Annotated in this window: 11 protein-coding genes; 8 read left to right on the forward strand and 3 right to left on the reverse strand. The window is 61.8% G+C overall.

Features of this window, described 5'->3' with window-relative positions:
- Position 1 precedes the first annotated feature (1 nt).
- From ACLD1X_RS26585 to ACLD1X_RS26595, 3 genes are read right to left on the reverse strand one after another with little or no spacing between them, the layout of a single operon-like run.
- Complete coding sequence (locus ACLD1X_RS26585; RefSeq protein WP_110963911.1) at positions 2–757, reverse strand: glucose 1-dehydrogenase; 756 nt, start codon at positions 755–757, stop codon at positions 2–4.
- Positions 745–2,424: an FAD-binding protein gene (locus ACLD1X_RS26590; RefSeq protein WP_429372866.1), complete on the reverse strand. Its 1,680-nt coding sequence runs from the start codon at positions 2,422–2,424 to the stop codon at positions 745–747. Before ACLD1X_RS26590 ends, ACLD1X_RS26585 begins: the two co-directional genes overlap by 13 nt.
- A 9-nt stretch (positions 2,425–2,433) precedes the next feature.
- Positions 2,434–2,949 (reverse strand): flavin reductase family protein, encoded by a 516-nt coding sequence (locus ACLD1X_RS26595; RefSeq protein WP_429372868.1) that lies wholly within the window; start codon positions 2,947–2,949, stop codon positions 2,434–2,436.
- 869 nt (positions 2,950–3,818) lie between these two features.
- On the opposite strand from ACLD1X_RS26595, the gene ACLD1X_RS26600 reads away from it, so the two are divergent.
- From ACLD1X_RS26600 to ACLD1X_RS26635, 8 genes are all read left to right on the forward strand, one after another.
- Complete coding sequence (locus tag ACLD1X_RS26600) at positions 3,819–5,003, forward strand: flavin-dependent monooxygenase (protein WP_429372870.1); 1,185 nt, start codon at positions 3,819–3,821, stop codon at positions 5,001–5,003.
- Between the two features lie 123 nt (positions 5,004–5,126).
- Positions 5,127–6,248, forward strand: coding sequence for an LLM class flavin-dependent oxidoreductase (locus ACLD1X_RS26605; protein WP_429372872.1), 1,122 nt, complete (start codon positions 5,127–5,129; stop codon positions 6,246–6,248).
- 888 nt (positions 6,249–7,136) lie between these two features.
- On the forward strand, positions 7,137–7,496 hold the full coding sequence (locus ACLD1X_RS26610) for a DUF6124 family protein (protein WP_429372874.1): 360 nt from the start codon (positions 7,137–7,139) through the stop codon (positions 7,494–7,496).
- Positions 7,497–7,844: 348 nt separating this feature from the next.
- On the forward strand, positions 7,845–8,078 hold the full coding sequence (locus ACLD1X_RS26615; protein ID WP_429372876.1) for a hypothetical protein: 234 nt from the start codon (positions 7,845–7,847) through the stop codon (positions 8,076–8,078).
- 461 nt (positions 8,079–8,539) lie between these two features.
- On the forward strand, positions 8,540–9,436 hold the full coding sequence (locus tag ACLD1X_RS26620) for a VOC family protein (protein ID WP_429372878.1): 897 nt from the start codon (positions 8,540–8,542) through the stop codon (positions 9,434–9,436).
- An 11-nt stretch (positions 9,437–9,447) separates the two neighbouring features.
- Entirely contained in the window at positions 9,448–10,329 is an 882-nt protein-coding gene (locus ACLD1X_RS26625; protein ID WP_429372880.1) for a CoA transferase subunit A, read from the forward strand.
- 12 nt (positions 10,330–10,341) lie between these two features.
- On the forward strand, positions 10,342–11,130 hold the full coding sequence (locus ACLD1X_RS26630) for a CoA-transferase subunit beta (RefSeq protein WP_429372882.1): 789 nt from the start codon (positions 10,342–10,344) through the stop codon (positions 11,128–11,130).
- Between the two features lie 23 nt (positions 11,131–11,153).
- A complete protein-coding gene (locus ACLD1X_RS26635; RefSeq protein ID WP_429372884.1) occupies positions 11,154–12,026 on the forward strand; it encodes an enoyl-CoA hydratase in 873 nt (290 codons plus the stop codon).
- Position 12,027: the final 1 nt, after the last annotated feature.

The raw sequence follows: 12,027 nt of genomic DNA on the forward strand, positions 1-12,027 counted from the left end.
CTCAGAGCCCGCTGATCAATTGCGCGTTGTCGACGCGGATCTCGGCACCGTTGACGAAACGCGACTCGTCGGTGGCGAGGAACAGCACCACGTTGGCAATGTCCCGTGGCGCGGCCATGCGGTTCATCGGGTCCTGGTCCAGCGCTTCCTGCGGGATCGCCTGACCACCGGCCAGGGCCTGGGTCATCGGCGTGTTCACGCCGTCCGGGTGCACGCTGTTGCAACGGATGCGGTAGCCCTGTTGCTTGCAGTGCAGGGCAATGGAACGGGTCATCGCCGCCACTGCGCCCTTGGACGCCGAGTAGGCGCAGAACATCGGCATCGCGCCCAAGGCCGCGACCGACGACATGTTGATGATCGAGCCGCCACCGGTTTCCTTCATGGCCTGGATCGCGTATTTGCAGCCGAGGAAGTAGCCGTCGCCGTTGATCTTCTGCACCTTCTGCCACAGTTCCAGCGTGGTGTCCTCGATGCTGCCCAAGGCCAGGATCGCGGCGTTGTTGACCAGTACGTCGAGACGGCCGAAGTGCTCGACAGTGGTCTTGACCACGTGTTGCCAGTCGCTTTCGCTGGCGATGTCGTGGCGGATGAACAGCGCATTGGCGCCGATTTCCGCGGCGACCTGGCGACCGGCTTCTTCGTTGAGGTCGGTCAGTACCACTTTGGCGCCTTCGCGGGCCAGCAGCAGGGCGTCTTCGCGACCGATGCCGCTGGCGGCGCCGGTGATGATGCAGACTTTGCCTTCTACACGTTGCATTGTTGTTCTCCTGATCGTGCGGTTTGAAGTGCGAATTGGTCGGCCACATGGGCGGCAGCCCGGCGACCGGAATAGATGCAATCGGCCAGGGACAGGCCGGAGACATACAGGTTGGAGGCGACACCGATCGCGTTGCGGCCCGCGCTGTACAGGCCCTGGATCGGCTGACCGGCGTGGTCCAGCACCCGCCCGCTGGCCTCGCAGACCTTCAGCCCGCCCAGGGTGATGACCGGGCAGGGGAACAGGCGGCTGGTGAAGGACAGGTCGAGGGCGTACCACGGACCCTGGTCGAGGTTGGCGAGCATCGCCGCGGACTTGCCGAACTCGTCCGCCAGCTCGCCCCGCGCCGCGCGGCTATAACGTTCGACGCTCTGGCGCAGCAGCTCCGGCGGCAGGTTGCAGCGTTTGGCCAGCCCGGCCAGGCTGTTACTGCGTTTGGCGTTGAACAGCAGGTTGAGCAACACCGGCAGGCGCTGGAAATTCCACACCTTGCCCGGGCCGACCTGACGGAGTGCTTCTCGAACCAGCGCCCGATTGAGAATCAGAATGGCCCGGCCGTCCTGTTCCTCGACCATGGCGTGGCCAAGGGTCGCGCCGTAAATTTCTTCATTGGCGTAGCGCTGTCCACGGGCATTGACGATCAGCCCACGGGCCCAGGCCAGTGGCGGGTTGATGAAACGCCAGGCGCTGACCTTGTCCATCCGCGCCACGCTGCCACCGGCGCTCTGACCCAGGGCGATGCCGCTGCCATTGCACCCGGTCGCACCCAGCGGCAAACCGGCCAGGTATTGCGGCGCGTGTTGGCGCACCAGATCGCGATTGAAGATAAAACCACCGCTGCTCAGCAGCACCGCCTGATCGGCGCGAATCAATTGGCGAATGGCGCTGGCCTGTTCGATGCGACGCTGGCGGGCGCGCAAGCGGTCGGCCAACGTCGGAGCGTACATATGAATGGCCGCGGCCCAGCGTGACAGGCGCGCATGTTGCCGGGCCGCGCGGCTGCCGGAGGGCAACTGCCAGGCTTCGACACCGATGACCTTGTCGTCGCGGTCGAGCACCAGCCGCCGCACTTCGCACTGGCTGCGCAGACGGGCGCCGTCACGCAAGGCGCTGGCCTTGAGCGGGGCGAACAGGCTGGCCCCGGACATGCCCGGACCTTTGGTGCGGTGACCACGGGGCGCCGGCTTGGCGCTGGCGGCGTAGGCCGGCACGGCTTCGTTGCCAGAGTAATAGAGGTAGTACTGGTCACTCGGGTAAGAGGTTTTATGCGGCGGCACGCTGGCCTCGAAAGCTGCGCCCTGACGCTCCAGCCAGGCCAGTTGCTCGCGGCTGCCTTCGCAGAAGTCCTTCAGGGTTTCACCACTGACGGCCTCGCCCACTTCCTGACGCAGGTAGTTGAACATGGCTTCGCTGGTGTCTTCATAGCCGGCCTGGCGCTGATACGGCGTGCCACCTCCGGCATAGACAACGCCGCCGCTGAGTGCGGTGGCACCGCCGCCTTCGAAACGGTCCAGGGCCAGCACCGAGAGGCCTCGACTGGCCGCCTCGATGGCGGCACAGGCGCCGGCACCGCCGAAACCGACCACCAGCAAGTCGCAGCGGTCATCCCATGGCAACTGGTCGGCGCTGTTCACTCGCAACGCCGTCAACCCGTTCATGCCGTCCATGCCCAGGCCTCAGCCGGCGACAGCGAAGGAGGGGGTTGGCTTGGCAGTGGTGGTGTAGCTGCCGTCGAGGTAGACCAGCGGGGTGATGGTGTCGCTGGTGTGGATCTGCAGGATGCGCCCGATGAATACGGTGTGGGTGCCGTAGCTGAAGTGGCCGTCCTGACGGCAGAGGATCGCCGACTGCGCGTCACCCAGGTAGGGAATGCCGCCGGGGCTGGTCAGCCAGTTGCCACGGTCGAAACGTGCTTCGCCCTTGATTGCGCCGCTGCACAGGTGTGCGAGGTCTTGTTGCTCGACGCCGAGGATGTTGACGCAGAAGTCCGCGCCGGTCGCCAGTGCGGCGTGGGGCGAGGCGGTCTTGTTGACGCAGATGAGCAGCGACGGTGGCTCGGTGCTCAGTGAGTCGACCGCGGTGGCGGCCATGGCGAAGCGTTCGGAGCCGTTGCTGGTGCTGATAATGGTGACGGACTTGGCCAGGCGGCGCATGGCCTGGAGCATGTCGGCTTTGAGGTTGGCGTCGTTCATCGCACTGGGCCTTTTTGTTGGGGATTGAGTGCGATGGATTCTTGCTCTGGCTCTGGTCTTGAACATCGTCCGAGGGGACTAGGCCTTGGCGGCTTCTGGGCCGACCAGGCTGTTGTTGTGTTGTGTATATCCGTTTTTTGGGTGATGGCGGCTGGCGGTTTCGCCCTTACGGCGACTCACTTTTTTTGACAAACGCCTCAAAAAAAGTAAGCAAAAAAAACGCTCGCCCCGAACGTACGGCCCCTCGCCAGGGCTCGGGGTTCCTTCGCTCCGGTGTCCATCCGGGGACATTGCCCTCCGGTCGGCTGCGCGCGACCTACATGCAATGAGTTCGACTGCGTCGAACGGCGCTGCGCGCCATTCCCCGGATGAACACCTCCACTCAGCCTGCCGAGGGGGCGGGTGGATCAAGATCAAGAGCGGCAGGCGAGCTAACGCTCGGCCTGTTGAGTGGTGAGGAGCGTGGGTGTACGCCGTCCTGTCTTTGCTCTGCCTTTGCTCTGTTTTTGCTCTTCTGTGGGAGCGGGCTTGCCCGCGATGGACGTTAACGATGACGCGGGCTGTCTGAATCCCCGCGGTGTCCCGGCGTTTTTCGCGAGCAGGCTCGCTCCCACAGTGATCTTCAGTGACCGCAAGTCTCGAGTAAAAACCGGAGACCCAATGTGGGAGCGAGCCTGCTCGCGAAGACGATCTGTCATCCAACACCCCCCCTTTCAGATGCCCCCCGATACCTGTTCCGCAAACCATATGGTCCGTTTGAGGGATGCCCGCCCGTTCATGCATTGCTTGAATGCCAGTGTAGGGGCGCTACACCCGCCCCGTTGCACGCGCGCCCCGGCGGATGGGGTGAACAAAGGAGAACAATAAAAATGCTCAACCAAGACCTGATTCGCCAGCGTCTGAGCCAACGTGCCCGCGAGCTGGTGCCGATCCTGCGTGAGCGCGCCCTGAATGCCGCGCAAGCCGGCCAGTTGCCTGAAGAAACCCTGAAGGACTTCCAGGACGCCGGGTTCTTTCGCATCCTGCAGCCGTCCCGTTGGGAAGGCTACGAACTGGAGCCCAAGGACTTCTTCGACGTACAGATGACCCTTGCCGAAGGCTGCATGTCGTCGGCCTGGGTGCTGGGAGTGGTGGCGATCCACAACTGGCAGTTGGCGCTGTTCGACGACCGCGCGGCGCAGGATGTCTGGGGTAGCGATTCCAGCGTGCTGATCTCGTCTTCCTACATGCCGGTGGGCAAGGTCGAGCGGGTTGAAGGTGGCTTCAAGTTGAGCGGGCGCTGGGGCTTTTCTTCCGGCAGCAAGCATTGCGACTGGGTGTTCCTCGGTGCGCTGGTGCCGCCGGCAGAGGCGGGCGGGGCGCCGGATTACCGGACGTTCCTGGTGCCGCGCAGCGACTACCAGATTCTCGACAACTGGAACGTCATGGGCCTGGAGGCCACAGGGTCCCACGACATCCTGGTGGAAAACGCCTTCGTTCCCGAGTACCGCACCCATCGCGCATTCGACGGTTTCATGCAGAACAGTCCGGGCAACGCGGTGAACACCGCGCCGTTGTTCCGCCTGCCATTCGGGCAGATTTTCGTGCGTGCGGTTTCGTCGTCCGCGATCGGTGCCCTGCAAGGTGCGGTGGATCAGTTTGTCGAGCACAACCGCGCCCGGGTCGGGGTCAACGACGGTCGCAAAATGGTTCAGGACCCGGCCGCGCAATCGGCGCTGGCCAACGCCATGGTCTGCGTCGACGAATGCAAGACCGTGCTGCATCGCAACTTCGCCCTGATGCTGGAGCGTGCGCAGAAGGGTGAGCCGTTGAGCATGCCCGAGCGGGTGAAGATGCGTTACGACTCGGCGCTGGTGGCCGACAAGTGCGCCAAGGCCGTTGGCGACCTGATGTTCAACAGCGGTGCTTCGACGATCTTCCGCAGCCACCCGATCAACCGCGCCTTCCGCGACATTCACACAGGTCGCGCCCACGTTGCCAACAGTCCGGCCAAGTATGCGTGGAACCTCGGCGGCGTGAGCATGGGGCAGGACAGCAACGACTTTTTCCTCTGATGGTTTCTGCTGAATCAGCTAGTCCGTTTGCGTGATTCGAGCGCCCTGCCAATACCCGAGCATGGGCGCAAGGCACAGGTTTCTGGCGCCGACTGCGCATCCAAATAAGCACAAGGATCAACCATGAAATTTTCCCTGATTTACGAAGCCCAGACGGTGGACTCTAGCCGCGAAGGCGACCGCAAGATTTTCCAGGACACCGTTGAGCAGGCGGTGCTGGCCGACAAGCTTGGCTTCGACACGTTCTGGTGCGTGGAGCACACCGCGCTGAGCAACTACTCGCACATGTCCGCGCCGGAAACCATGCTGGCCTTCGTGGCTGGTAAAACCGAGCGTATCGGCATCGGCCACGGCGTGGTCTGCCTGCCGCCGGCGATGAACCATCCGGTGAAAGTCGCCGAGCGCATCGCCACCCTCGACCTGCTGTCCAAGGGCCGTGTGCACTTTGGCGTGGGCAAGGGCGGCACCCAGCAGGAAGCCGGTACCTTCGGCTACGACCTGGCGACCCTGCAGCCGCAGATCGACGAGATGATGTACCTGATCCCGAAAATGTTCGTGCAGGACGAGATCGAGCACAACGGCGACTTCGTGCAGATCCCCAAGCGCCCGATCCATCCAAAGCCGTATCAGGATCCGCACCCGCCGATGTACCTGGCGTGCACCAACACCGAATCGCTGAAAAATGCCGGCGGTCGCGGCATGGGCGCGCTGGTGCTGGGCTTCGGTGGCCCGGAAGAAATCGCCAAGAAGGTCGAGGTGTATCACACGGCCTACGACAACCGCGATGAGAAGAAGCAAGTGGGCTTCCGTCCCAACCGTCACATCGCCGCCCTGTGCCCGGCCATCGTGCTGGAGGACAACGAACAAGCGCGCCGCATCGGCATCCGTGGCCAGCGCTACTTCATGGAGTCCCTGGGTTACTGGTACGGCGGTGGCGAGCGCCCGGACCCGGAGAAGTGGAAGGACGACACCTTCGTCGATGGCAACGGCCAGAGCGTGATCAAGTCGCGCTTCGCCTCGGAAGAAGTCAGCGTCGACTTCTCCGACCCGACCATGGCGATGATGAACCCCAACCACGCCTACGGCACCGTCGAGGATTGCATCGGCTACGTGCAACGCCTGATCGATGCCGGCGCCGACGAAATCCTGTTCATCTGCCAGATGGGCACCGTGCCGCAGTGGGCGCAGCTGGAGACCCTGAAGAACATTGGCGAGAAAGTGATTCCGCACTTCCGCAAGGCGTGAAAGTTGACGCTAAACGCGTGAATACCGCATACCCCTTGTAGGAGCGAGCCTGCTCGCGGTAAACCGGAGAACGCCGCGGGGTGCCAGGCTTACAGCGTTATCGTTGGCGACCATCGCGAGCAGACTCGCTCCTACAGTTGAACGCATTTCAGGTCTGGCATGGATGTCAGGCCACCTTTCCAACGGGTCCCCAAGGCCCGTTTTTTTATGCCCCGCATACCCCTTGTAGGAGCGAGCCTGCTCGCGATAAACCGGAGAACGCCGCGGGGTGCCAGGCTTGCAGCGTTATCGTTGGCGACCATCGCGAGCAGGCTCGCTCCTACAGTTGAACGCATTTCAGGTCTGGCATGGATGTCAGGCCACCTTTCCAACGGGTCCCCAAGGCCCGTTTTTTTATGCCCCGCATACCCCTTGTAGGAGCGAGCCTGCTCGCGATAAACCGGAGAACGCCGCGGGGTGTCAGGCTTTCAGCGTTATCGTTGACGACCATCGCGAGCAGGCTCGCTCCTACAGGTTATTGCGCACCGATTTGGTCTTTAAATCGAGTCTGTTTAACGGCTGTCAGTGTTACTTGATGAAAGCTACAACGCCTTGCGTCGTTGCCTACAGGTACGCCAGAATCCGCCGGCTTGTGCGCTTTCGACCCCCTCGGTAACTTGATCCGCGTCACTGCCCATCAGTGATCGGGTTTAGTCGCCCGTGGTCAATCGAAGCGCATCTGCATCCAGACAGTCAGGTCATTTCATACCTGCACTTTATGGTAGCTGTGCGCAGGGCGCCTTTGGGCGCGCCGGTTTCGATTCTCCCCGGTCGACTAACCTGCGTACAGCTGCCACCTCTCGTTTAGTCGCAAGTCGGTGACGGCTCCACATTATTGGAGAGTCGTAAATGTTCAAGGTAACGCCAAACCCGCCGGACACTCCCCTGGCATCCCCGCACGAACCCGATTCCAAAAAACTCAACGAGGCCGCCGAGCGAGCCCTCGCTTACCACTTCCCCTCGACAGCCGACATCAAATCCACTCCTCGAACAATCAGCACGCTGTTTAGTGTCGACCCTGAGGCCACAACCGAAACCCTGGTGGTCTATCTGGTCGAGACCCTGGCCTCGGTGGATGTGATGGTGCATCAACTGGTGGATCATCTGGAGGGCGGTGACCGCAATGCCCTGCTGGGTATCTCCAACAGCGTCATGCTGGCAGAGATCACAGCGAACCGCGTGCTCGATCAAATCGAACCGCCTGCATAAAAGCGCAACACCACTGACCTCTGTGGGAGCGGGCTTGCTCGCGAAGAGGTCGGCACATTCAACAGGCAGGTATGTTGCCTGACCCACCGCCTTCGCGAGCAAGCCTGCTCCCACAGGTTCTGCGGCAAGGTCCCGTCACCAGAGTAGACGGATCAAACGCAACTGTTGGAATTCGGAATAACCCATAATCAAGATCAAAAAAATCAGAGATAGCGACTATTCCTACAGGGACTTCTGCGCCTTGACTGAGTGGTCTATGAGCCGTTTATTCTGCCGTCCTCAACAAGGAAATCGACGCCCATCAACGTTGTTGGCGCGTGTCGTTATCGAGGAGGATGGTGTAAGTGAATGCGCCTTATTCCTCGGCTGGACCGCGAACGTCAAGGCATAGGTTTCAATCAAAAGACCTTCGAACCAAAACCAAATTATTGCAACTATCTTCATTATGAAACCGCTGCTTATCATTTTCCCGATCGCACTCTTAGCTTTTTTCTACATCGGCTTTTACGAAAAGATGGAAGACGCATACCCGGAAAAAGTATTTTTCATCAAGAAAAGTCCGACAGTTCAGATGAAGTTTGAAAACATTTTTGCGTACGAATCAGATGACAAAAAATTGAGTGAGCTAAGTGATACGGAGCGGCAGTTGGTCATCCAGTACTGCAAGTACCGGCTAGGTATAAAAACGACGTTGAAAAACCAAAACGAACTTGAAAAATGTAAAAGAAGGTAGGTTTCATATCTTTCTCAAACGGGCCTTTCTGGCCCGTTTTTTTGCCCGTAACACCACCCCTGTAGGAGCGAGCTTGCTCGCGATGGTCGTCAACGATGACGCGGGCTGTCTGATGCCCCGTGGTGTCTGGTCGTCCTTCGCGAGCAGGCTCGCTCCCACAAGTTATTTTTGATGCCCCCAGCCATCAAATCCGCTAGTCCCATTGGACGATGTTGCCCCTCGCCGAACCCGTTTGAATAGGCCCTACATAAAGTCTCCCCCGGCAGTCGCCGAAGGGCGGCACCGCCTGAGAAAAACGAGGAGTGCATCCATGGATATCCGCGGTCTGGGTTACGTCACCCTGTTATCCAGCGACCTGGCGCAATGGCGCCACTACGCAAGCCAGGTGCTGGGCATGATGGTCATCGGCAGCGATGACGACGAGCACCTGTACCTGAAAATGGACGAGCGCCACTACCGCATCCTGGTGCAAAAAAGTGTCGGGAACGGCTTCGGTGCCTGCGGCTGGGAAGTGGCCGGCAAAGCGGCGCTGGAACAGGCGGTCAGCGAACTACAGCAAGCCGACGTGCAAGTGACCCGTGGTACCGCGGCCGAGGCCGGGTTGCGCAAGGTCCAGGAGTTGGTGCACTTCTGCGACCCGGACGGCAATCGCCACGAAATCTTCTGGGGCCCGTTGCAGGACTTCGCCCGATTCATCTCGCCGGTGGGCGTCAAAGGTTTTGTCACCAACGACCTCGGCATGGGCCATGTGGTACTGCCAGCGTCGGCCTTCGAACGCTGCCGCGATTTCTATGAGCAGGTGATGGGTTTTGGCCTGTCGGACCTGATGAAAGTCCGCTTCACCCCGGACCCGGCCGAGCCGCAAAAACGCATTCACTTCCTGCACTGCAACAACGGCCGCCACCACTCGCTGGCGATTTTCGAGTGCCCGATGCCCCACGGTTGCGTGCACATGATGGTCGAGGTCAATGCGCTGGACGAAGTCGGCCGCGCCCTGGACCGCGTCCACGCCAATGGCGTGAAGCTGTCGGCCACCCTCGGGCAGCACACCAACGACCAGATGATTTCTTTCTACATCAAGACCCCGTCCGGGTTTGACCTGGAGTACGGCTGCGACGGCCTGGTGGTCGACTGGGATCGCCACACGCCGTTCGAAAGCACCGTGGTCAGCCACTGGGGCCACGACTTCAGTGTCGGTCGCCAATGAGGAACAAGACGATGGACAAGCAAATGACCACTGCCGAGATCGTCGGCCAACTGCGTGACGGCATGACCATCGGCATCGGTGGCTGGGGCCCGCGGCGCAAGCCGATGGCGCTGGTGCGCGAGATTCTGCGCTCGGACCTCAAGGACCTGACCGTGGTCGCCTACGGCGGTGCCGATGTCGGCATGCTCTGCGCCGCCGGCAAGATCAGGAAACTGGTGTTCGCCTTTGTCTCCCTGGATTTCATTCCGCTCGAGCCGTACTTCCGCAAGGCGCGCCAGGAAGCGGCGCTGGAAGTGATGGAGATCGACGAAGGCATGCTGTTGCTCGGCCTGCGGGCGGCGGCGATGAATGTGCCATTTATTCCGACCGCCGTGGGCCTGGGCACCGATGTGCTGCGCCACAACCGCCAGATCAAGTTGATCGCCTCGCCCTATGCCGATGGCAAGGATTGGGTCGCCATGCCGGCGCTCAAGCTCGACGCGGCGCTGGTACATGTCGACCGTGCCGACAAACGCGGCGTGTGCCAGATCAGCGGCCCCGATCACTACATGGACGACCTGTTCGTGCGCGCCGCGACCCACAGCTACGTGACCTGCGATGAGCTGGTCGACAGCGATTACTTCCATCAGGACAGCGCCCACGCCCATCAAGTGTTCTGGGAACGCAACCTGACCACCGCCGTGGCCCACGTGCCGGGCGGGGCGCACCCGTCATCCTGCGCGCCGCTGTACGGTTTCGACGTCGCGCACTTCAAGACCTACAACGCCACGGTCCAGGCAGCCGACGGCTGGGAAGGTTACGTGCGCGACTACGTCGACTGCACCCACGAACAGTACCTGGACAAGGTCGGCGGCCTGGCTGCCATCCGTGAACTGCCGTTGCCGATTTTCTAAGGGAACCTTCCGATGAGCACTACTACTTACAGCCTCGCCGAACTGATGATCTGCGCGGCCTCTGAAGCCTGGCGCGAAGACGGCGAAGTGTTGGCCACCGGCATCGGTGTGATCCCGCGACTGGCCGCCTCGCTGGCCATGTTGACCAGCAACCCGCAACTGCTGATGACCGACTCAGAAGCCTATATGGTCGCCGAGCCGGTGCCGCTTGGCGCACGCAACGGCTACGAGCCCAAGCGCGACAGCTGGATGGGCTTCTCGCGGATTTTCGACAACGTCTGGGGTGGCAAGCGCCATGCGCTGGTCGGTCCGACCCAGATCGACCGTTACGGTCAAGCCAACATTTCCTGCATCGGCGACTACGCCAAACCCAAGGCGCAGATGCTCGGTGTGCGGGGCTTCCCCGGCAACTCGATCAGCCACGCCAACTCGTTTTGCGTGCCGAGCCACAACCGGCGCGTGTTCGTCGAAGGCGAGGTCGATATGGTCGCCTCGGTCGGCTACAACCCGGCCCGCCTGGCGCGTGGCTGGTCGCTGGACGACATCGACATCCGCCTGATCATCACCGACCTCTGCGTCCTGGATTTCCAGGGCCCGCAGCGGCAGATGCGCATCCGTTCGCTGCACCCCGGCGTGACGGCGGCGCAGGTCCAGGACAACACCGGCTTCGAGCTGCACGTGCCGGATGACTGCCCGACCACCGCGGCCCCGACGGCCGAGCAATTGCAGCTGATCCAGCGTCTGGACCCGCACAACCTGCGCGCCCTGCAACTCAAAGACAACCCGCCAGGCCAACGCTGAGCAACGCGTTGCGGAGACAAGTGATGGCTGAAGATAACGATAACAACCAGGCCGACGTGGTGCTGTACGAGGTGCAAGGCGCGGTGGCCCTGGTCACCATGAACCGCCCCGAGTACCACAACGCGCAGAACTCGCAGATGACTTATGCGCTGGACGCGGCGTTTCGCCGGGCCTGCGATGACGACGAAGTGAAAGTCATCGTGCTGCGTGGCGCCGGCAAGCATTTCTCCGCCGGGCATGACATCGGCACCCCGGGGCGCGACGTCGACAAGAGCTTCGACCGCGCCAGCCTCTGGTACGACCATGTGAACAAACCGGGCGGCGAGTTTCTCTATGCCCGCGAGCAGGAAGTCTATCTGGGCATGTGCCGGCGCTGGCGCGAGATGCCCAAGCCGACCATCGCCATGGTCCAGGGCGCATGCATTGCCGGTGGGCTGATGCTGGCCTGGGTCTGCGACCTGATCGTCGCCAGCGAGGATGCCTACTTCGCCGATCCGGTGGTGCGCATGGGCATTCCCGGGGTCGAGTATTTCGCCCACGTGCATGAATTGAACCCGCGCATCGCCAAGGAATTCCTCTTCCTCGGCGAGCGCATGCCAGCGCCGCGTGCCTATCAGATGGGCATGCTCAATCGGGTGGTTGCTCGTGACGAGCTGGAACAACAGACCCTCGACATCGCCGGGCGCATCGCGCAGATGCCGCGCCTGGGCCTGCAATTGAGCAAGCAGGCGGTGAACAACGCCGAAGACTTGATGGGCAAGCGCGCGACCATGGACATGGTGTTCGGCTTGCATCACTTCGCCCACGCCCACAACGAACTGGTGTCTGGTGACCGTCTCGGTGGCTACGACGCCAAGGCCATGGCCAGTTCGCAACGCAAAGCGGGCGGGGCGTGAG

Origin of the sequence: Pseudomonas sp. 18173, from assembly GCF_050432945.1 — a bacterium.
Lineage (GTDB): Bacteria > Pseudomonadota > Gammaproteobacteria > Pseudomonadales > Pseudomonadaceae > Aquipseudomonas.

What these genes read in the sequence shown, in the direction of transcription:
- ACLD1X_RS26590 (WP_429372866.1), bottom strand. Translation starts at nt 2,424, where the DNA reads ATGGACGGCATGAACGGGTTGACGGCGTTGCGAGTGAACAGCGCCGAC.
- ACLD1X_RS26605 (WP_429372872.1), top strand. Translation starts at nt 5,127, where the DNA reads ATGAAATTTTCCCTGATTTACGAAGCCCAGACGGTGGACTCTAGCCGC.
- ACLD1X_RS26615 (WP_429372876.1), top strand. Translation starts at nt 7,845, where the DNA reads ATGCGCCTTATTCCTCGGCTGGACCGCGAACGTCAAGGCATAGGTTTC.
- ACLD1X_RS26595 (WP_429372868.1), bottom strand. Translation starts at nt 2,949, where the DNA reads ATGAACGACGCCAACCTCAAAGCCGACATGCTCCAGGCCATGCGCCGC.
- ACLD1X_RS26600 (WP_429372870.1), top strand. Translation starts at nt 3,819, where the DNA reads ATGCTCAACCAAGACCTGATTCGCCAGCGTCTGAGCCAACGTGCCCGC.
- ACLD1X_RS26625 (WP_429372880.1), top strand. Translation starts at nt 9,448, where the DNA reads ATGGACAAGCAAATGACCACTGCCGAGATCGTCGGCCAACTGCGTGAC.
- ACLD1X_RS26585 (WP_110963911.1), bottom strand. Translation starts at nt 757, where the DNA reads ATGCAACGTGTAGAAGGCAAAGTCTGCATCATCACCGGCGCCGCCAGC.
- ACLD1X_RS26620 (WP_429372878.1), top strand. Translation starts at nt 8,540, where the DNA reads ATGGATATCCGCGGTCTGGGTTACGTCACCCTGTTATCCAGCGACCTG.
- ACLD1X_RS26635 (WP_429372884.1), top strand. Translation starts at nt 11,154, where the DNA reads ATGGCTGAAGATAACGATAACAACCAGGCCGACGTGGTGCTGTACGAG.
- ACLD1X_RS26630 (WP_429372882.1), top strand. Translation starts at nt 10,342, where the DNA reads ATGAGCACTACTACTTACAGCCTCGCCGAACTGATGATCTGCGCGGCC.
- ACLD1X_RS26610 (WP_429372874.1), top strand. Translation starts at nt 7,137, where the DNA reads ATGTTCAAGGTAACGCCAAACCCGCCGGACACTCCCCTGGCATCCCCG.